The following is a 21,051-nucleotide window of genomic DNA, read 5'->3' as shown; positions in this document are numbered from 1 at the left end:
TCTGAAAGCCAGACGGGCGTAGGGAGCGTAGTACTCAGAATGCAGTTTTATGTTTTTTTAGGAGAAAGACACCGCAACTTTCCGTGAATTTCCGTGTAATGCCGAAAGGAAAGCGGTTTCTTCATTCACCCTCCCGCTTGACTCTAACGACCAAACAACAACTCATAATCTCTGCGGGAAGCAGGCACCGTCCACTCTTCGGGAATGAATTTCCACTGTCCCAAAGCCTGAGGATCTATCACTCCCTTCTGTTCGATATACTGCATCAGATAAAAACGCAAATCCTTATCGGTAGAATACAGGATACGTTCCTTCAGCTTGTCTTGAGGAATGCCTGCTCCCTTGGTCAGCAACTCTCCTCCCCCATTTCCCCGGTAAGAATTCAATGCGACCTTATACCGCTTGCCCATGTCAAAAGGAGAACCATCGGCCATGCTGATAATGTTCACCTTCTCTCCCACAGGTTTTGTTACATCTACCGTATAGACAATGCCTGCTGCCGAATCGAAATTGTAACTGAAGTTACGGAACATGGCCCGATCTTCGGCTCCCTCACGAGGTTCTTCACGCAACAGCAGCAAATGGTCATCAGGCGATTTCATCTGCGCTGTCCACAACCCATACGACATTTCAAGCATGTCGTGAATCTCTTTTCCCGAAAGCCACATGGTATAAAGCATATTCTCGTATTTGTACAAATTGAACATATCGCTCACAAACACGTCGCCAGCCTTAATCTCGGTATCGTAGGACAAAGGAGCCACAAAGGAAATCTCGGCCTGCCCAATCTGCAACTGCAACGTGTGGATGAGATCGACAAAAGCGGAAGAGCCGAAATATGCCGGACGAGTAGAAATCGTCTTTGTAAACCGGCCTATCTTTTTGGAAACAAACTGCTGAATGGTATCATATTGCGATGCAAACTGCTTCATGAACGCAGCACTTGGTTCATACGCATCCATTGCCGAGAGCCTTCCGTCAATCTGCTTGCTCACCACCTTGCCATCCTGCATTTGCAGCGTTACGTCAATGTCCGATACAACGACTCCTTTATTGGCCGGGTCTATCACCAGGACAGAATCACCCGCCACATTCTGTATTTTCTTGCACTCGCGTGCATGATCGTGCCCCATCAGCACAATATCAAACCCCGGAATATTGCGGGCGACTTCCACCGAAGCATTCTCTCTGTACTTACCGCTCATCAGAACCGCGTTCTGTCCGGCATGGAACATACCAATCAGCAAGTCCGGCTTCTCCTGTTCGCGAATCGTCTTCACCCACTTACGGGCAGTCTCTTCCATGTCGTCAAAACGCAGCCCTTGCCATAGGTTCTCTGACAGCCACGCAGGGACAGCAGGAGTAATCATGCCTAACACTACGATTTTCACGCCATCCCGTTCCAGCACCTCGTAAGGTTTAAAATGGGGCTTACCGGTCGATACCTCTACGATGTTGGCTCCCAATACAGGGAAATGGCAATCGCGGGTCCAACGGTCGAAAACAGCCCGTCCGGTCTCTACATCGTGGTTTCCCATATTTCCGGCATCGTAGCCCATATAGTTCATCATGTCGGCTGTCACATGTACCGAAGCCGTATCCATATAATTATAGTAATAGGCCGTAGGCTGTCCCTGAAGAATGTCTCCATTATCCAACAGAATAAGATTATCACCATAGCTCTCACGTTCTTTCTGAACAAAACTATGTACTCTCGACAAGCTGCCCACAGCCTCCTTCTGGAGAATAAAATCGTAGGGATAATAATTGCCATGAATGTCGCTGGTCTGAACGATTTTCAATTTTACTTCTTCATGCTGGGCACTCAGTGTCCCCGACAGAAGGAACATACTCACAAAAATACATGCACGAATCTTCATAACATAAAGTTTTTAAAGTTCACAAATATAGAAGTTTTTTTCGTACTTTTGGGCACTTTGCCTGAAGGAGTAAAAAAAGGAGTTAAGGAGTTAAGAAGTTAAGCCGATAGTTTAGTAACAAAAAAATTGATAATGGCCGTTAATTGATAACTTTTCATTGTCCATTCTCAATTATTCATTCTCAATTATCTTAGATATCGGCTTAACTCCTTAACTTCTTAACTCCTTCACTTCCCAACCCAAAAGTGATTGAAAATGAAAAATGAAGAATTGACTCAGACCTTTCACCAGATGCTTTCGGCCACCCTCGGCATTCCGGAAAAACAAATCGAGAAAACGCTCTCTCTGCTCAGTGAAGGAGCGACCATTCCCTTTATCAGCCGCTACCGGAAAGAAGTTACCGGCGGTCTGAACGAAGTGCAAATAGAAGCCATACAGATTCAGTACGACAAACTGAACGAACTGGCCAAGAGAAAAGAAACAATCGTCCACGCCATAGAGGAACAGGGAAAGATGACTGCCGAACTGCAAAAGCGCCTTGACGAAACGTGGGACAGCGCAACCTTAGAGGACATCTACCTGCCCTACAAACCCAAACGGAAGACTCGCGCAGAAATTGCCCGCCAAAGAGGACTGGAACCGCTGGCCACCCTGCTGATGCTGCAACGCGAACCCAACCCGGAAAAAAGAGCCGAGGCTTACGTAAAAGGAGAAGTGAAGAACGTGGAAGAAGCCATGAAAGGTGCACGCGACATCATAGCCGAACAAGTGAACGAAAACGAACGGGCACGCAACTGCATCCGAAACGCTTTCGCCAGACAGGCCATACTGACCGCTAAAGTCGTCAAGGGAAAGGAAGAAGAGGCTGCCAAATTCAGAGACTACTTCGACTGCTCCGAACCACTGAAACGATGCAGTTCGCACCGGCTGCTGGCCATCCGCCGCGGCGAGGCGGAAGGTCTGCTGAAAGTCAGCCTGAGACCAGATGACGATGAATGCACCGAACGCCTGGAACGCCTGTTCGTCCGCAGCAACAACGCATGTGGGCAGCAAGTGGCACAGGCTGTGCAGGATGCTTACAAACGACTGCTGAAACCATCCATCGAAACCGAATTTGCCGCACTGAGCAAGGAGCGGGCCGACGACGAAGCCATACGGGTATTTGCCGAAAACCTGCGTCAACTGTTGCTGGCCTCTCCCCTCGGACAGAAAAGGGTCATGGGCATAGATCCCGGTTTCCGGACGGGATGCAAGGTTGTCTGTCTGGATGCACAGGGCAATCTGTTGCATAACGAGAACATCTACCCTCACCCACCCGTGAGCAAACCCAAAGAAGCGTTCGCCAAAGTACAGAAAATGCTGGAAACCTACAAGATAGAGGCCATTGCCATCGGCAATGGAACAGCCAGCCGCGAAACAGAAGAGTTTCTTAAGCAGCACACCTTCAGACAGGATATACAGATTTTTGTCGTCAGCGAACAGGGTGCTTCCATCTATTCGGCTTCGAAAATAGCCCGTGAAGAGTTCCCTGATTACGACGTAACTGTCCGGGGAGCAGTGTCCATTGCCCGACGCCTGATGGACCCCCTGGCCGAACTGGTAAAAATTGACCCGAAATCGATCGGTGTAGGCCAATACCAGCACGATGTAGACCAAAGCAAGCTGAAGAAATCGCTCGATCAGACAGTAGAGAGCTGTGTCAATCTGGTAGGAGTCAACCTGAATACCGCAAGCACCCACCTGCTTACCTACATTTCCGGATTAGGACCACAGCTGGCACAGAACATCGTCAACTATCGTGCAGAAAACGGTGCTTTCACTTCACGCAAGGAGCTGCTGAAAGTGCCCCGGATGGGAAACAAGGCTTTTGAACAGTGTGCCGGTTTCCTCCGGATTCCCCATGCGAAGAATCCGTTGGACAATACGGCCGTACACCCTGAAAGTTATTGCATCGTCGAGCAAATGGCCAAAGACCTGGGATGCAACGTAAGCGAACTGATAGCCAGCAAAGAACTGAGAAAAAACATCAAGCCTGAACGTTATCTCACTCCCACCGTCGGAATGCCTACCTTGCAGGACATTCTGCAGGAGTTGGAAAAGCCGGGACGCGACCCCAGAGGCCCGATTAAAGTATTCGAATTCGACAAAAACGTTCGGACCATAGACGACCTGCAAGTCGGCATGGAGCTGCCGGGCATCGTCAGCAACATAACCAACTTTGGAGCATTCGTCGACATCGGCATTAAGGAAAACGGACTGGTCCATCTATCCCAACTGGCCGACCGTTACATCTCCGACCCCAATGAAGTAGTCAGCATTCATCAGCACGTACGGGTGAAGATTCTTAATATCGACCTGGAGCGCAAACGAATACAGCTTACAATGAAAGGAATGAATGGATAATTGAGAATGGAGAATTGAGAATGGAGAATGAATAATGGATAATTGAGAATTATTTCCTGTTCATCCGCAGGTCATTCTCCATTATCCATTATCAATTATCAATTTTCAATTTTCAATTCTCCATTCTCATGATGATAAAGGTTCCCGCAATCAGCAGCAATGTACAAAGCAAAGAGCCCTCAAAGCCAAAGTCTCCTCCGTTCATCCATTCATTTGCCGACAGGCGAAGATTCAGCAGGCTTTCGCCAAAGCGGATGCCACTTACTTCATAGCCCAACACCGGCCCCTGCAACCAATTCCAGAACCAATGCACAGCAATCGGGAAACTCAGATTACGGGTGTATATATAAGAAGCTCCCAGCATCATCCCCGCCAACAAGATGTTGAGGAATGGCAAAACAGAAAAATCCGGATTGGCAAAATGGAACAACGAGAACAGCACGGACGAAAGAAACAGGGCCAGGAATTTATTCATCCCCGAATCGAGCATATGGCCAAGCACAAAGCCACGCAATGTCAGTTCCTCGAAAAAGGCAACAATAGCAAAAAAGGCCAACGAAACAAGCAATGAATCAGGGCGGAACGACACCGAAACCACTTCCACACTGCCTGCCAACAAGCTGACGCCAAAGCCTATCGCATAAAGTGCAACGGCAAACAGCATTCCCCTGCACCAGTCCTTCGCATATCCCCTGAAATGCAATCCCAACGCCGAAAAAGGCAGACCACGCATACGCAACACAAGCCATGCGGAAAACAGCGAGGCCAACAATAGCAACAACTCGTCTATTACAGTCAACCACTGCTGCCCCACCCCTCCTTCTTCAGCAAAGAAGACGGAAAACAAAAGCCCGAGAACAGAATAAGTCAACAAAAAGACAAACAAGAACAACAAAATATCAAACACCATTTTAGCAAACCGCTTCCAGGTGGCACCGGCCGATGGCACTCCACTCTTTTCACTGCAATTCATTTCGGTCATACCCTTCATAATAAAATAGGTTAATATCCGACAAAAGTAACAATAAAAAGAAAAAAGTTCACCTCAACTTAAACAATCTTTTCTATATTTGAAGCTATAAAAAAATCACTTAAGACATGAAATTACAGAGCATCCTTTCCATTGTTGTCGGATTAGGAATTACACTGACTGTTTCCGCGCAACAAAAAAAAACATATTATGTCCCTAAAGCAGGTACACTGACCGAACTGATCAAAGAAAATGAAGCCAACGAAATAACCTACCTGACGCTTCAGGGCAAATTGAACGCCATCGACTTCCGCTATCTGAGAGACGGATTCAGCAAACTGACGGTATTGGACATATCGAATGCCTCCATCAGCATGTATGCCGGCAAAAACGGCACTTCTCCCGACCGTTTCTACATCTATCCGGCCAATTGTATTCCTGCCTACGCTTTCTGCAAGCAAACCAACGATACCACTTTTGTCGGGAAAGAGTCTTTGACCCGCGTAATTCTGTCCGATAAGACTAAAAACATAGAGGATGCGGCGTTCAAGGCCTGCAAGAACCTGAAGATTTGCCAGATACGCAAAAAGACACCTCCCAATCTGCTCAAAGAGGCCTTGGCCGATAGCATAACCGCCATTTTTGTGCCGCTGGGATGCAGCGATACCTACAGGGTAAAAGACAACTGGGGAACGTTTGCCTTTATCGAAGGAGAGCCCTTAGGCATTACCGTGCAAGTAGGTGCCATGGGAAGCCTGGCAAGCGAACTGGTAAAAAAAGGCATCCAGCCCAAAGAAGTGAACTTCCTGACCGTAGAGGGAAAACTGGACGAAGCAGACTTTACACTGATACGGGACTATATGCCCAATCTGGTTTCCATCGACCTGACGCAGTGCAATGCAACTGCCATTCCCGATTATACCTTTACACAGAAAAAGTATCTGTTGAATATAAAGCTGCCACACGGGCTGAAAACCATCGGTCAGCGTGCGTTCAGTGGTTGTACCCGCCTGTGCGGAACACTGATGCTTCCTGCCAGCGTGACGGCCATCGAATACGGTGCCTTTATGGACTGTGACAATCTGCGCCACGTCGTAGCAACAGGCAACAGCATCACAACTTTAGGAGACAACCTGTTCGGAAACAATAACGACAAGCTGATCTATCAGAAAAAATAAAAAAAATGAAGAATGAAAAAAATGAAGAATGGCAAATGGTTAATGATTAATGGTTAATGGTAAATGACAAGTCAATTCTTCATTCATCATTCTTCATTCATCATTAACCATTAATCATTCTTCATTTTCCTATCAGGCACCGTACATACGTGCCTTCAGCTCCTTGATATGATCTGACGTGATGTATTCATCATACTCCATCATCTTGTCGATGATGCCATTGGGCGTCAGCTCTATAATACGGTTGGCAACTGTCTGAATGAACTCATGGTCGTGAGAAGAGAAAAGAACGTTGCCCTTATAAATCTTCAAGTTATTATTGAAGGCCTGAATGGATTCCAGGTCCAGATGGTTGGTCGGAGTGTCCAGTATCAGGCAGTTTGCATTACGCAATTGCATACGGGCAATCATACAACGCATTTTCTCGCCTCCGGACAGCACACTGACTTTCTTCAGCACCTCTTCGCCCGAGAACAGCATACGGCCCAGGAAACTCTTCATATAGACTTCGTTGCCTTCGCCATATTGGCTCAGCCAGTCTACCAAATTCAAATCAGTATTAAAGAACGACGTATTGTCCAGCGGCAAATAAGCCGTAGTAATGGTAACACCCCAATTGTAACGTCCGGCATCCGGCTTCATGTTTCCGTTGATGATCTCAAACAAAGCAGTCATCGCACGCGGATCGCGGGACAGAAAGACAATCTTGTCTCCCTTCTCGACATTGAAGTTCACGTCGCGGAACAGTACCGTACCGTCTTCCAACGTTTTCGTCAGGCCCGACACTTCCAGAATCTGGTTGCCCGGTTCACGTTCCGGCGTAAAAATAATGCCCGGATATTTGCGTGAAGAAGGCTTGATTTCTTCCACATTCAGTTTCTCCAGCATCTTCTTACGGCTGGTCGTCTGCTTGCTCTTGGCCACATTGGCACTGAAACGACGGATAAATTCTTCCAGCTCTTTTCTTTTCTCTTCAGCTTTGGCCTTCTGGTTCTGCTGCTGACGAAGCGCCAGCTGGCTGGACTCGTACCAGAAGCTATAGTTACCGGCAAAAAGGTTTATTTTACCATAATCGATGTCCACCGTATGCGTACAAACCGAATCCAGGAAATGTCGGTCGTGGCTGACAACCAGCACCGTGTGTTCAAAGTTCGAAAGATACTCTTCCAGCCAGGTGACCGTTTCCATATCCAAGTCGTTGGTAGGCTCGTCAAGCAGCAAGTTGTCAGGGTTTCCATATAAGGCCTGCGCCAACATCACACGCACCTTCTCCTTATTGTTCAGTTCGCCCATCATCACATAGTGCTTGTCTTCCTTTATGCCCAGGCCACTCAGCAAAGCCGCAGCGTCACTTTCGGCATTCCATCCGTTCAGTTCGGCAAATTTCTCTTCCAGTTCGGAAACCTTCAATCCATCCTCGTCGGTAAAGTCTTCCTTGGCATACAATGCATCGCGCTGCTTCATGATGTCCCACAAGACAGTATGCCCCATCATCACAGTGTCCATCACCGTGAAAGCATCCCACTTGAAGTGGTCCTGGCTCAAAACGGAAAGCCGTTCTCCGGGTCCCAATGTAATCAAGCCTTTTGTTGGCTCCAGCTCCCCGGATATCGTCCGCAAAAAAGTAGATTTTCCGGCTCCATTCGCCCCAATTATACCATAACAATTACCGTTCGTAAACTTCAGATTTACGTCATTAAACAACACTCTTTTACCAAATTGCACTGCAACATTCGAGACTGTAATCATCTTCCTATCTTTGAATTTATTTACAAATTACGAGCTAATACCCTATATTCATTCATTTTGCCGGCAAAGATACGATTATTTCAGGAATAGAAACAGAGAAACGCTGTCAATCTGGCATAAAAGTGTTAACTTTGCAGCGTTTTTGTACAAAAGCATTTTTGGCAAAGTTTTTGTAGGAACAGAAATTAAGAAAATGCAAAACTTAAACCTTAGAAACGATGAAAGATAAAAAATATTACAGAAACAATAAGCATAATAACAATATGAATCCAGAAAAAGAAAACAACAGAGAAGAGAATCTGGGTACTCAGAATGCCCGCCCTAACGAGCAGGAAGAGGTTGCAACAGATCAGAATGAAGTTCGTGAGGAAGAAAACGCTTCCATGAGTAACGAGGAAAAGCTGGCTCAGGAATTGGAAAAAGCCCAGCACATGCTCGAAGAGCAAAAAGACAAATATCTGCGCCTGTCGGCCGAATTTGACAACTACCGCAAACGGACCATGAAGGAGAAAGCCGAACTCATCCTGAACGGAGCAGAAAAAAGCATCAGCAGCATTCTGCCTATTGTCGACGACTTTGAGCGTGCCCTTAAGAATATCGAGACTGCCACCGATGTAGCAGCAGTCAGAGAAGGCGTTGAGCTTATCTACAACAAATTCATGAAGGTACTGGAACAGAACGGAGTAAAAGTCATCGAGACCCAGGAAAAGGAACTCGATACAGACTTCCATGAAGCAATCGCCGTCATTCCGGCTCCCACAGAAAACCTGAAGGGAAAGATTTTGGATTGCGTTCAAACAGGTTATACTCTAAATGACAAAGTTATCCGTCATGCCAAAGTGGTAGTCGGAGAATAAAAATGACACTTGCGAAACTTAAGTAATATGAAAAAAAGAGATTACTACGAGGTATTAGGCGTTGACAAAAAAGCATCTGCAGACGAAATAAAGAAGGCTTATCGAAAGAAAGCCATCCAATATCACCCGGACAAAAACCCGGGCGATAAAGAAGCGGAAGAAAAATTCAAAGAGGCAGCCGAAGCTTACGACGTATTGAGCAATCCGGAAAAACGGGCCCGTTACGACCAGTTCGGACATGCCGGAGTAAGCGGAGCAGCCGGCAACGGCGGACCGTTCGGAGGCTTCAGCGGCGGTATGTCAATGGATGATATCTTCTCCATGTTTGGCGATATTTTTGGCGGCCACGGCGGATTCGGAGGCGGATTCGGAGGATTCGGCGGTGACGGAGGTGCGCAGCAGCGTCGCTATCGCGGCTCCGACCTGCGGGTAAAGGTTAAACTGAATCTGAAAGAAATTTTAACCGGAGTAGAAAAGAAGTTCAAGCTGAAGAAATATGTTCCCTGTAGTCATTGCCATGGCACGGGAGCAGAAGGAAACGGCGGAACCGAAACCTGTCCGACCTGTAACGGCAGTGGTACAGTCATTCGCAAGCAGCAGACAATTCTTGGCACCATGCAGACACGCAGCACGTGTCCTACCTGTGGCGGTGAAGGCAAAATCATTAAAAACAAATGTAAGGAATGTGGCGGTGAAGGAATTGTCTACGGAGAAGAAGTAGTAACCGTAAAGATTCCGGCTGGAGTGGCCGAAGGCATGCAACTCTCCATGAGCGGAAAAGGAAACGCCGGCAAGCACAACGGCATTCCGGGCGACTTGCTGATTCTGATAGAGGAAGAAGCTGACAAGGAACTGATCCGCGACGAAAACGATCTGATCTACAACCTCCTGCTTAGCTTCCCTACCGCAGCACTGGGCGGAACTGTGGAGATCCCGACCATCGACGGAAAAGTAAAAGTAAAAATAGAATCGGGAACCCAACCGGGCAAAGTGCTTCGCCTGCGTGGCAAAGGTCTGCCGAGCGTAAACGGATATGGAACAGGCGACCTGCTTGTGAATATCAGCGTATACGTTCCCGAAACTTTGAGCAAAGACGAAAAGAAACAACTGGAGGAAATGGAGAACTCGGACAACTTCAAGCCCAACACTTCCATCAAAGAAAAGATATTCAAAAAGTTCAGAAGCCTGTTCGACTAAATAACAGCAGGCACTGTATAAAAGTATAAGAAACTGTCCTGAAAAGGCATGGCCCACCCCAAGAAGGTCTGAAGGATTTTCGATTCTTCATCAGCTTACTTCGGTTGTGGTCCATGCCTTTTTTTATATAATATGATATTCTTTTGAAGCTTCAACGATACAACTATCACAAAAAATGCTATATTTGCAATGGAATAGAACTTCGACAAGGGACGTTTATTCCCTAAACACACAGTATTAAAAAGATTACGTTATGAAAAAAATCAATCTTAAAATGGCAGCTACCGTAATGATCTGCGGTGCTTTTCTCTTAAGTTCTTGTGTAGGTTCATTCGGCTTGCATAGCAAGTTGGTCAACTGGAATCAAAGTATTGGCAACAAATTTGTCAACGAACTCGTATATCTGGCATGCAACATCATCCCTGTGTACGGAGTATGCTATCTGGCCGATGCAGTTGTCATTAACTCCATTGAATTCTGGAGCGGCAGCAATCCGATGGCCAGCGTAGGCGACATTAAGAAAGTGAAAGGTGAAAACGGGGATTATCTGGTAAAGACACTCGAAAACGGATACTCCATTACCAAAGAAGGAGAAAATCTCTCCATGGAACTGGTCTACAACAAAGAGGCTAACACCTGGAACGTTGTAGCAGACGGAGTAAGCACCGAACTGTTGCAAATGAACAACGACGGCACCGCACAGATGTATCTGCCCAACGGAGAGGCCATGAACGTCACCTTGGATGCACAAGGCGTAGCAACTGCCCGCCAGGCTACTATGGTGAACACTTATTACGCCGCCCGCTAATTATTCTAATACAACAATACAAGTTTCGCCGGGTAACAGCACAAGTCCTGCACACATTTCTATGCGGGAAGGCTGTACCCGGCGAAACTTTATTGTTTTGACGGTGTTTTTTCTTACCTGTATTTTTCCCATAAATATTGCAACGGGCTTAGCAGACGTGCGGTAACGCTTCTTTCGTCTGTCAGTATTTGTGCCGTTCCTGCCAGCTCACCGCTAAAGTCCAGTGTTTTTCCATAAGATGTATTCAATTCTTGCGGCAGGCTGACGGTCACCGTATATGTACCGGCTTCGTCAGCCAGCAACGACACAGCCTGTACCTGTCCTGTCAGAAAGCCGAACTCCATATACGGATAGCCCGTCACACTGATGTTTACCCGCTGCCCCGGCCTCACTTTCCCCGATCCCGAGTCCGGCAGTTTGATTTTTCCAATAATGGCCCCCGTGTCCTCGGCTACAATCGAAAACACTTTGTCTCCGCCATTCACATTCTGATTCTTCTGCCACACATCGTTGTACGACAATATTCCGTTGGCCGGACTGACAAACAGAAAAGACAGTTCCCAGTCATCCATCTGTGTTTTCAGTTCATCCAATGCCGTTTTCAAGGCTGTCAATTGCGTGTTTTTCTCACGTTCCCGCTCCATCTTTGTCTCTATCATGCTTTGTTCCAATTGCGCTTCCTGAATACGGGCTGTCGATAGCGAAGTCATCAGTTGTTCAGTTCCTTGCCGCTTGGACAACAGTTCCTGTTGTGCTTTCTCGTATTCCGCCTTGGCTGTCAAGCCGTCTTCGTACAATCCCTTTTCACGGTCGTGCACAGTTTCAGCGATGGAACTCTGCTGTTTATCCAATTCTGCCTGCCGTTGCAAATGCCCGATGTAGTTACGATATTCATTCAGTTCGCGCACTGTCGCCTCTACTTTCTGTTCGTAAAGGTCCAGCGTCAGGAAGTTGCGATAGTCTGTCAGGTTTCTCAGGAATGAAGCGTATGCTGCCTGTATGCTGCCCAACGCCCACCTTTCCGTAAACTTCATGGCCAGCACACAACTGTCTGTTATGGCAAAGCCGGCCAGTTCTTCTTTCAGAGCCAGTACATCGGACGTAACCGCCGGATTATCAAGAACAGCGATGATATCGCCTGCATACACCGAGTCCCGGTCGTGCCGGTACAATTCTTTCAGCTTGCCACTTCCCCTTGCCACTATCCATACCGGTGGATGTTCGGTCGTGACGGTCACAGTAGCATCCACCGTATCAGGATATTTAAAAAAGCACCCGCCTATAAAGAACAGGGCCAGTAACCCGAAAAACACGGTAATGCCCCAGCGTACCAGCGCATGCGGAGGTCGTGTCAATATTTCCTGCACTTCCTCGCTCCTCAATTCTATATCCTTTTCCTGCTCTTCCATCTGTCCTAAATCTCCAACTGGTTCTTCACCAGCCTATAATACTGTCCCTTTCTGGCTATCAGTTCCTCGTGCGTGCCTTGTTCGCTGATGCGGCCGTGATCTATCACCACAATCTTGTCGGCATGGCGCACGGTGCTCAACCGATGGGCTACCACCACCGATGTGCGTCCCTTGAAAAATTGCTGCAGATTCTCCATGATACGCCGTTCATTGTTTGCATCCAGCGCATTGGTCGCTTCGTCAAAGAAGATAAATTCCGGATCTTTATACACAGCTCTGGCTATCAGTATCCGCTGTTTCTGTCCTTGGCTCAATCCATGTCCCTCGCTGCCTATCTTGGTGTTATAGCCCAAGGGAAGTGAAGCGACAAAATCCTGTATATTCGCCACCCGTGCCGCATGCAACAAGCGTTCCTTATCAATATGCTCTACCCCCGGAGCGATATTCCCCGCTATGGTATCCGAGAAGATGAATCCGTCCTGCATCACCACTCCGCACCGTTTCCGCCACTCCCGCACGCTGTAGGCATCCAGTGGTATGTCACCCAGCATGATGCGGCCCGCTGCCGGCGGATAAAACTCCAACAGCAACTTCACCAGCGTCGTCTTCCCACTGCCACTCATACCTACAATGGCCGTCTGGCGTCCTGCCTCAATACACAGGCCGATACGGTCCAGTGTAGGGGCCTCGCCCAGCGGGTCGTACTTGAAGCTCAGGTCTTCCACCCGCAAGTCCTTCCCCTGGGGAATGTCCCGCATCGTTTCCCGCCCGGCAGGTTCCTCGTCGGGCTTGTCGCGCACCTCGCTCAGCCGGTTCATGCTCAGGCGGGCGTCCTGCATGTCGCGGGCAAAGCCTATCAGTTCGTTCACCGGGCTGTTCAGTTGCCCGATGATGTATTGCACCGACATCATCATGCCCAGCGTCATGTCGCCCTGCACCACGAAGCTGGCCACCAGCCCCGTGATGATGACGTTCTTCGTCTGGTTGATGAGCACCGCGCCCGAGTCCTGATACTGCCGCAAGGCCAGACTCCGGATGTTCACCCGGAACAGGCGTGCCTGTATCCGTTCCCACTCCCACCGCTTCTGTCGCTCGCACGCGCTCAGTTTGATTTCCTGCATGCCTGTCACCAGCTGCACCACGCTGCTCTGGTTGGCACTCTGCTGGGCAAAACGCTTGTGGTCCAGTTCTGCCCGCTTCTTCATGAACAACCACACATAGGCCACGTAGAGTGCGCTGCCCGCCATGAAGATGAAGAACACCAGCGGACTGTAGAGCAGCAGCACCAGCCCGAACACCACGATGTTGAACGTGGAGAACACCACGCTCAGGCTGCTGCCCGTCAGGAAGTTCTGGATGCGGGTGTGGTCATTGATGCGTTGCAGGATGTCGCCCGTCATCTTCGTGTCAAAGTAACCCATCGGCAGGCGCATCAGTTTGGCCAGGAAGTCGGAGATGAGGGCGATGTTGATGCGCGTGCCCAGATGAAGCAGAATCCAGCCCCGTATGAACTCTACCGCCGAACTGCTGAAGGTCAGCGTCAGCTGTGCCACCAGCACCAGCCAGATAAACCCCAAATTCTGGTTGTTGATGCCGAAATCCACCACGCTCTGTGTCAGGAAAGGCAGCATCAGCTGTATTCCGCTGCCCAGCAGCAGTCCCAGCAGCAGTTGTCCTACCAGTTGTTTGTAAGGCCGCAGATACGAGTACATAAAGGCAAATCCTTTTCTGCTCATCTCCCCCTCGTCGCCGTCGTCCTCCCGCGCATAAAACTCCGGAGTAGGTTCCAGCAGCAACGCCACGCCCGTATCCAGTCCGTCCTTCTTCGCGCTGAACCAGCAGCGACAGAATTCCTCCTGTGTATATTTCAGTTTCCCCGCTCCCGGGTCGGCCACCCACACGTGCCGCCCGTCCATGCGATACACCACCACGAAATGCTGCTGGTTCCAGTGTACGATGCACGGCAGGGGCGCTTCCCTCAACCGTTCGTAATCCACCTGTACGCAGATGCTCCGTAGCCCGATGCGTTCCGCCGCCTCGCTGATGCCCAGCATCGACACCCCCTCGCGGGTCAGGAAACTCTTTTCACGCAGTCCTTCCAGCGAGTAGCGCTTGCCGTAGTGGGCGGCCACCATGCGTAGGCAGGTGGGACCGCAGTCCATTTGGTCGTGCTGGGTATAATAGGGGAAAGATTTCATATAAATCAAATAAATCTTGAATGCCATGTCAGCCATTCACCGTTTTTGGAGGAATTATAAAATTCTAATTTTGCAAGTTTATAAATAGATTGTAATCTATTAGTCAAAAAAGTTAAGGAATTAAGCTACTTAAATATTATATTTCATTGTTTCATTAAACTATCAACTGTCTGTATCAATAAATCGCCTCGCAAATCCTTGGCTATAATGCGACGCTCTTTATCCAGTAAGAAATTGGTCGGGATGGATTTGATATCCAATTGACGCAATAAACGGGTACGGGAACCATTTCGCAATGTCCCTATAACCTGTATAAAAGATTGAGTGTTATCTTCTTGAATGGCTTTCTGCCAATTATCCCGATTGTTGTCCAATGAAACCGCATATATGGCTAATGAATCTCCATACTGAGACAAGGCTTGCTGAATATAAGGAATTTCTTGCCGGCAAGGCTTACACCAGCTGGCCCAAAAGTCAACCAATACATAAGGTTGAGACAAACCTTTGGTACTTATTTCCTGTCCTTCTGCATTTTGAAAAGCCAACTCCATATAAGCACCAGTTTCTTTATTCAATAATTCACACTCACGTTTCTTCCTATTCAGTTCCTTAAAACGATTGGCAACTCTCTGAGCTTCTAAAGATGGACGACGGATTGAATCGGGCGAATACCAGGATTTGAGTCCATAATACCAATCAAACCTCTGAGCGGCTTTTTTAAACATTTCACTCATGTTTGTCGGCTTTGCTCCTTGAAGTCCATATTTAATCATGGCAAAACATTCGTATAGTATTGGGTAATCAGTGGCTTCATCCATCACTTTTTCCAAACGCTCCAGTCGTTTCTTGCTATAAATCTCAATACTATCCAATGATTCTTTTTCTGCCAATTCTTTGCACTTCCTACGGTAATTCTTTTGCTCCTCTCCCAATTCATGCAAAAAATTATTCAGACAGCCTCCTTTTGAAGCCTTTATACAATAACCGTTATATTGCGGTGTTTCTTCATCTACATATAGGGATAAACAAGAATCTTGTTCTATCACGAATGAAACCCTATCTGGCCCATTTTTGGAAAAAAACAATCGAGCATCTAATGTACATGGAATGTTTAATTCAAACTCTGCGTGATGTTGTCCTTTAGGGACATATACTGAATCAAAAAAAGCTTCTTCATTTCCGGAAATCCACCCCTTAAAGCCATAAACGTAAACCCATTGATCCTCACTACAAATGTAATCATCCATAGAAAGGAAAACACGAGCCGGTTTATTGACTAAGCTTTTGTCTTTTTTCCCCTTATCGGTAATTATTGTGGTAGAAGAGGCATTCACGCTCCTGGTATAGAAGGGCAATGTACCCATCCATAAAAAAAATAAAAATAGAATCGATGCTTTCATGTTAACTATGTTTTTTAGAGCTTTTAATACCCCAAAATTAACTGTCTGAAAGCACTGGATTTGTGGAATTTTTGTGGAATTTTCAGTTTTCCACAAACTTTTAAGTGTGGAAAAGGTGTGGAACTGGGGCTATTTGATGCTTTTCAACACCTTTTCCAACTTTTCATCGCCTGCATCCGGGAAATATTGATGCAGGAGACGTTTCTGACGTTTATATACACCGGAACGGTCTTTTTCCAACAGAATGGCGATGTCCTGTGTGGACAAGCCTAACAAGTGGAGACCACAAAATCGAAGGTCCTTTTCGGAAAGTGAAACTTGTTTTTCCAGACGGGTAATGAAACCGTCCGTAAAACGGTTAATCAGGTTAAGCAGTTCATTCTGATCTTCTACCGTGAAATGTTCTTCATAATCGTTGTAGGATTGGTGATAAGAAAGAATACGGGTCACCTTGGCATATAGTTCCGTTTCGCGAAGATGACCGACCAAGTCGTCAAAATCGATCAGAGGGTGCACCTCTTTCGGTTCATTGAAAGGCAGTAAGAGGATTCCCGGCTCAACCACTGACGGGGCTGCTGACAACAGCACCCGATGTTCCCTCCACCAGAACTTCATCAGTGCATCCATCTGCCCGCGAAGGCGTTTCCGCTCTCTGGCTCGTCGTCCCAACAACAGCACAATGCAAACGGCCAATGCACCAATTGCCGCCAGACAAATCAGAATCAGCTGCTTCATTTGCGACTGTTCCTGCCGATGTGTCTGCGCCTGCTCTGTCAAACGGATTTCGGTTACCTGCGACTGTTCTGTCAGTTCAGTCTCAGCCTGCTGATACTTCTTCTGATAGGCCAACGCCTTTTCCGCATCCCCCTGTTCTTCGGCAATATCCGCCAAACGCATGTAGGCCGCCGAGCGAACAGGCAAAGACGAATTATCCGTTATCGTTCTTTCCATCCAAATCACAGCCGAATCATAACGATTTAACTTATAATAAGCTTCACCAATTAGGAGGTAGGCCACAAACATCTCTGTAGTATCCACATTCAAATTCAAAGCTTCCCGAGCATATTGCAAAGCTTGCTCTCCATCTTGCATATAACTGTACAATTGGCTTAAGGTCAACATACAACTGCTTTGATTTTTTCCAAACCCTTTCTGCTGAGCCAATTGGCAAGCCTTCAGTAATTGCGTTTCCGCTTCCCGGTAATGTTCCTCCCCCATAGCTATTAAATGAATGCTCCGCCGTTCTAAAGTTTCAAGCCACAATACAGTATCTCCCGCTTGTACGGCCAGTTGTTCCGTTTCCTTATAAAGGGAATCGGCTTGGAAGAACATTCCTTGGTTGTGATAGATATAGGCCATCCTTCCATACGTCCGCCCTAACCACCAGGTATTTCCACACTGTTCCATCTGTATCTTTACTCGCTGAAAGATTTCCAAGGCCTGTCCACTTTGCCGGAGCTTATGGAGAATATATCCTCGGTTGTACTCGCCCCGCGCTTCCCAAAAGACATCACCGGTACGATGGAAATAGTCGATGACCGGCAACAGCAATGAATCGCTGGCCGGCATCTGTCCGTTGCGGCATTCCGCCTCCACGGTCAGCAACCGGTGACGCATGCGGTCGCCCTCTTCCAGAGCCGAAGGAGGGATGCTATGCAACAGAGTCAAGGCACTGTCGGGACAGGCATCTATCAGGCTGTCCGCCTTGACAAGCAGATTGGGATAGTCCGTGCGCGAGCCGCAGGACAAGCAGCACAAGCAGAGCAACAGGAGGAGGTAATGCGTCAGTTTCATGTCGGTGAATTTATTTTGGTGGCAAAGATACGATTTTTTTATTTCCGACTCACCACAGAAAGCACAGAGTTTCACGGCGTTTATAGGGTGAAGTTTCACCATAATCTTTTAAGAATTAGCGTGTTGCGGTGAAGGCAGATAGGCGAAAAGATAGATACGCGGACGACACGGAATGGGCGGATGAACGCGGATTTTAATTTTTAATTGAATGAACGTGAAACTTATCTTTCACCATATATCACTGATTATCAGCGCAGATTTTTCCTGTTGAAAGCGTGAACCCATTTTTCCCTTTTCTTATTTTTATCCGTGTGAATCCGCCCATTCAGCGTCGTCCGCGTATCCATCTTTCACCCACGTTATTCATTTCCAATTATTCACTTTTCATTCTCAAAGTGCCACTTGGCGACCGTAACTACCTACTTTAGCCGCGCGATATAGGTAGTTAGCCGGCGTAACAAGCAATGCTGTCGACCGTAACAAGCAATGTCGCCGAGATTAACAAGCAATGCTGCCGGGTTGTGAAAGGAAAGCCGACGGGTATTACAAGCAATCTCCACGAGTATTACATGTAATTCCCACGAGTATTGCTTGCAACTTCCACGAGTATTGCTTGCAACTTTTCTCAGGCACGGATTACACGGAAAACGCCTAACTGGGAAAAAAATATTCCCTAACTAAGAAAAAATTATTCCCTAACTGGGAAAAAATAATTTCCTAACTGGGAAAAATCAGAAGGGATAACCTACGGCAAAATGGAAGGCAAAATCGCGGCCGAAATCGGGATGGATAATGGGATAACGCTCTGCCCCCTGGGCGGGATTGACCGCCTTCATACCTCCATCGAAACGCAACACGAAAAAGTCCAGATCGAGGCGCAACCCCAATCCGTATGCCACCGCAATCTGCTTATAGAACTTGTTAAAGCGGAATTGACCTCCGGGCTGGTCCTTATAATCGCGCAACGTCCAGATGTTTCCGGCATCGACAAACACCGCGCCCCGGAACTTCCAGAACAGGCGGGTGCGATATTCGATGCTGGCATCGAGCTTGATGTCACCTGTCTGATTCAGGAAATTGCCGTCGCCGGGGAAAGAACCCGGTCCTAAATTGCGCACCGACCAGCCACGCACGCTGTTGGCACCTCCCGAGAAATAGCGTTTCTCCAGCGGAACTACGGTAGCATTTCCATAGGGCACCGCTATGCCGCCACCAATATGGAAGGCCAGCGAGTTGCGATTGTCGATCATGATATTCTTGGCAAAATCAATATCTCCCTTCACGTATTGGGCAAACGGGATGTTGAGCAACGTATACTCGTCGTTCTCGTTCTTCTTCATGCCTACCGTACGTCCCAACAGATATAACAGGTTGCCGGCCGACTCGATGTTGAAACGTACCGAATACGAATCGCCTATCAAGGTGTTGTTCATCAAGGCACGCCCGGCACTGTTGTAAACAAAACTATAGCCCGTACGGACTATCAACCGGTCTTCGTAATTGTACTTCAGGATATAGTTTTCATCTTTTTCCAGATATTGCTCTTCGAACTCCTGCGAAATCCAAGGCATGTACAGGTAATTGATGTCGAGCAGGTCGATGCGATGCTGCATGTTGCTCTGCTGCATTCCCCACTTGTAGCTCCAGCTGCCCGAAGCTACGATACGGGTAAACTCGGGACGGAACTGATAATTATACTGCAAGCCGAACTCCGTACTGGCCCTTATCTTCCTACGGAAATCGGACGACAGGAACGGGAAAAGGAAACGCGGAAAGTTGATGGTCGTTTCGGCACCCAGTTCGGTATAGTCTTCGTCACGATAACTGCCTTGCAGACCGGACACAGCTTCGTATGCCCCACGCAGCTTGACCATAAACAGTTCCGAGCCCTTAAACAGGTTGCGGTGCTGGAAAGAGACGGAAGCGGCTGCACCCAGGTCGCCCGCCGAATTGGTTCCTTCCAGCTCGAACGAAACAGACTGATGCTTGCTCTTGGTCAACATCACATAAGCGTTCAGCAAAGCACTGTCGTTCCGCTGGACCTCGAAGAAGCGGATATTCGTATATTTCAGTGCCTGCAAACGCCCGAAGTTGGCATAAGTGCGCTGAACGTCGTACTCATTGTACAGGCTGCCCGGAGTAAACTGCAAACTGTTGGTCAGCACCCGAGGCCGCAGATAGAGATTGTCTTTATAGTAAATGGGATAGCCTTTGTAGTGCACGGAGTCGTTTACCTCAATACTGCTCAAGGCCGAAGACTGAAGCACATTGTAGTCGGTCACAAAATTGACCTTATCGATGGTGTATTGCCGGTGCGTCTGTGCCTGTCCGTCGCCGCTTCCCCTGTATGGCGACAGATGCAGCGTCAGGTCGACCAGAAAAGTATTTCTGACAGTATCGGCCGTGTAGGTAAGGTAGTCTTTGTTGAACTTATAATAACCGTTCCGAAGCAGGTTGTCCGTAATGCGCTGCCGCTCCAGATCCAGCAAATTCACATCCAGAAGCATTCCCTCTTTCAGATACGTCTTTGCCGAATCCTGCCGCATATAGTTCCTGATTTTTTCATCAGGGATATCATAGTTCAGCGTACGCACCTTGTAAGCCTTGCCCGTCGTCACCCGATAGGTCAGCTTCACTTTCTTCCCTTTGTAGCTCGGCACCGCGGCAACGGTGGCGCCCATATAGCCCATGTTGCGCACTGCTTTTCCTATCTCGTCCCTTGTACGCTCGGTTTCATCCTCGCTGTAAATGACCGGGGCATCTCCCATTCGGTGCAATATGCGGTTGATCCAGCGCGTACTGTCGCGGCCGGACATGTTGTAAACATAAAGCTGGGTTTTCACCAGACTGAACCATTTGGCATTCGGATTCTGCCGGACATAAAGAGAGAGGCTGGAAGGCTTTACATCCTTGTTGTCCGTATGTATGCGCACCTCGTCCAGCAAATAGAAACCTTCCGGCACATACTTGGTGGAAGAGCACGAAGCCCCTAACAAAACAATGGCCGCATACAGTGCAAGGCGTAAGACTTTTTTCATTCCGGAGTCAATCAAGGTGGCGCATAAAAAAACGCCTACAAATATAGTATATTTTTTCATATCAGAGAAAAAACGCCGGAAGAGTTCACAGTTTTTGATTATCTGAAAAATATCCCGTATTTTTGTTTCACGAAAATAGGATACGTGGCTGTGTCAAAACCATATCAAAT

General features: G+C 47.8%; 13 protein-coding genes. 5 read left to right on the top strand and 8 right to left on the bottom strand.

Annotation, left to right across the window (positions count from 1 at the left end; genetic code table 11):
- Positions 1-143: 143 nt before the first annotated feature.
- Positions 144-1,880, bottom strand: coding sequence for a bifunctional metallophosphatase/5'-nucleotidase (locus BQ5591_RS11725; RefSeq protein WP_071149528.1), 1,737 nt, complete (start codon positions 1,878-1,880; stop codon positions 144-146).
- 270 nt (positions 1,881-2,150) lie between these two features.
- Between BQ5591_RS11725 and BQ5591_RS11720 the strand changes: the two genes are divergently transcribed.
- Positions 2,151-4,283 carry a Tex family protein gene (locus BQ5591_RS11720; RefSeq protein ID WP_071149527.1) on the top strand — a complete coding sequence of 711 codons (2,133 nt, stop codon included), beginning with the start codon at positions 2,151-2,153 and terminating at the stop codon, positions 4,281-4,283.
- A gap of 112 nt (positions 4,284-4,395) precedes the next feature.
- Here the strand turns inward: BQ5591_RS11720 and BQ5591_RS11715 are convergent, their stop codons facing one another.
- A complete protein-coding gene (locus BQ5591_RS11715; RefSeq protein ID WP_317042579.1) occupies positions 4,396-5,265 on the bottom strand; it encodes a CPBP family intramembrane glutamic endopeptidase in 870 nt (289 codons plus the stop codon).
- Positions 5,266-5,381: 116 nt separating this feature from the next.
- On the opposite strand from BQ5591_RS11715, the gene BQ5591_RS11710 reads away from it, so the two are divergent.
- Complete coding sequence (locus BQ5591_RS11710) at positions 5,382-6,431, top strand: leucine-rich repeat domain-containing protein (RefSeq protein ID WP_071149526.1); 1,050 nt, start codon at positions 5,382-5,384, stop codon at positions 6,429-6,431.
- Positions 6,432-6,563: 132 nt separating this feature from the next.
- Here BQ5591_RS11710 and BQ5591_RS11705 read toward each other — a convergent pair whose 3' ends face one another.
- A complete protein-coding gene (locus BQ5591_RS11705) occupies positions 6,564-8,180 on the bottom strand; it encodes an ABC-F family ATP-binding cassette domain-containing protein (protein ID WP_022163855.1) in 1,617 nt (538 codons plus the stop codon).
- A 218-nt stretch (positions 8,181-8,398) separates the two neighbouring features.
- On the opposite strand from BQ5591_RS11705, the gene BQ5591_RS11700 reads away from it, so the two are divergent.
- From BQ5591_RS11700 to BQ5591_RS11690, 3 genes are all read left to right on the top strand, one after another.
- On the top strand, positions 8,399-9,037 hold the full coding sequence (locus BQ5591_RS11700; RefSeq protein ID WP_071149525.1) for a nucleotide exchange factor GrpE: 639 nt from the start codon (positions 8,399-8,401) through the stop codon (positions 9,035-9,037).
- Between the two features lie 27 nt (positions 9,038-9,064).
- Entirely contained in the window at positions 9,065-10,234 is a 1,170-nt protein-coding gene (gene dnaJ, locus BQ5591_RS11695; RefSeq protein WP_071149524.1) for a molecular chaperone DnaJ, read from the top strand.
- Positions 10,235-10,487: 253 nt separating this feature from the next.
- Positions 10,488-11,042 carry a DUF3332 domain-containing protein gene (locus BQ5591_RS11690; protein ID WP_022163858.1) on the top strand — a complete coding sequence of 185 codons (555 nt, stop codon included), beginning with the start codon at positions 10,488-10,490 and terminating at the stop codon, positions 11,040-11,042.
- Between the two features lie 113 nt (positions 11,043-11,155).
- Here BQ5591_RS11690 and BQ5591_RS11685 read toward each other — a convergent pair whose 3' ends face one another.
- From BQ5591_RS11685 to tamL, 5 genes are all read right to left on the bottom strand, one after another.
- The gene (locus BQ5591_RS11685; protein ID WP_071149523.1) at positions 11,156-12,451 is read right to left on the bottom strand and encodes an HlyD family secretion protein; all 1,296 of its coding nucleotides are present in this window, start codon (positions 12,449-12,451) and stop codon (positions 11,156-11,158) included.
- 5 nt (positions 12,452-12,456) lie between these two features.
- Positions 12,457-14,649, bottom strand: a complete 2,193-nt coding sequence (locus BQ5591_RS11680; RefSeq protein WP_071150689.1) for a peptidase domain-containing ABC transporter — start codon at positions 14,647-14,649, stop codon at positions 12,457-12,459.
- 143 nt (positions 14,650-14,792) lie between these two features.
- Positions 14,793-16,049, bottom strand: coding sequence for a TlpA family protein disulfide reductase (locus BQ5591_RS11675; RefSeq protein WP_071149522.1), 1,257 nt, complete (start codon positions 16,047-16,049; stop codon positions 14,793-14,795).
- A 129-nt stretch (positions 16,050-16,178) separates the two neighbouring features.
- Complete coding sequence (locus BQ5591_RS11670; protein ID WP_159434462.1) at positions 16,179-17,843, bottom strand: tetratricopeptide repeat protein; 1,665 nt, start codon at positions 17,841-17,843, stop codon at positions 16,179-16,181.
- 731 nt (positions 17,844-18,574) lie between these two features.
- Positions 18,575-20,881, bottom strand: coding sequence for a translocation and assembly module lipoprotein TamL (gene tamL / locus BQ5591_RS11665; RefSeq protein WP_071150688.1), 2,307 nt, complete (start codon positions 20,879-20,881; stop codon positions 18,575-18,577).
- Positions 20,882-21,051: the final 170 nt, after the last annotated feature.

It is taken from the genome of Bacteroides ndongoniae (genome assembly GCF_900108345.1).
Lineage (GTDB): Bacteria > Bacteroidota > Bacteroidia > Bacteroidales > Bacteroidaceae > Bacteroides > Bacteroides ndongoniae.
This window is presented reverse-complemented; position numbering and strand designations above follow the sequence as displayed.

Excerpts from the sequence above, each read along its gene's own strand:
- BQ5591_RS11725 (WP_071149528.1), bottom strand. The coding sequence starts at position 1,880 with ATGAAGATTCGTGCATGTATTTTTGTGAGTATGTTCCTTCTGTCGGGG.
- BQ5591_RS11715 (WP_317042579.1), bottom strand. The coding sequence starts at position 5,265 with ATGACCGAAATGAATTGCAGTGAAAAGAGTGGAGTGCCATCGGCCGGT.
- BQ5591_RS11710 (WP_071149526.1), top strand. The coding sequence starts at position 5,382 with ATGAAATTACAGAGCATCCTTTCCATTGTTGTCGGATTAGGAATTACA.
- BQ5591_RS11705 (WP_022163855.1), bottom strand. The coding sequence starts at position 8,180 with ATGATTACAGTCTCGAATGTTGCAGTGCAATTTGGTAAAAGAGTGTTG.
- BQ5591_RS11700 (WP_071149525.1), top strand. The coding sequence starts at position 8,399 with ATGAAAGATAAAAAATATTACAGAAACAATAAGCATAATAACAATATG.
- dnaJ (WP_071149524.1), top strand. The coding sequence starts at position 9,065 with ATGAAAAAAAGAGATTACTACGAGGTATTAGGCGTTGACAAAAAAGCA.
- BQ5591_RS11690 (WP_022163858.1), top strand. The coding sequence starts at position 10,488 with ATGAAAAAAATCAATCTTAAAATGGCAGCTACCGTAATGATCTGCGGT.
- BQ5591_RS11685 (WP_071149523.1), bottom strand. The coding sequence starts at position 12,451 with ATGGAAGAGCAGGAAAAGGATATAGAATTGAGGAGCGAGGAAGTGCAG.
- BQ5591_RS11680 (WP_071150689.1), bottom strand. The coding sequence starts at position 14,649 with ATGAAATCTTTCCCCTATTATACCCAGCACGACCAAATGGACTGCGGT.
- BQ5591_RS11675 (WP_071149522.1), bottom strand. The coding sequence starts at position 16,049 with ATGAAAGCATCGATTCTATTTTTATTTTTTTTATGGATGGGTACATTG.
- BQ5591_RS11670 (WP_159434462.1), bottom strand. The coding sequence starts at position 17,843 with ATGAAACTGACGCATTACCTCCTCCTGTTGCTCTGCTTGTGCTGCTTG.
- tamL (WP_071150688.1), bottom strand. The coding sequence starts at position 20,881 with ATGAAAAAAGTCTTACGCCTTGCACTGTATGCGGCCATTGTTTTGTTA.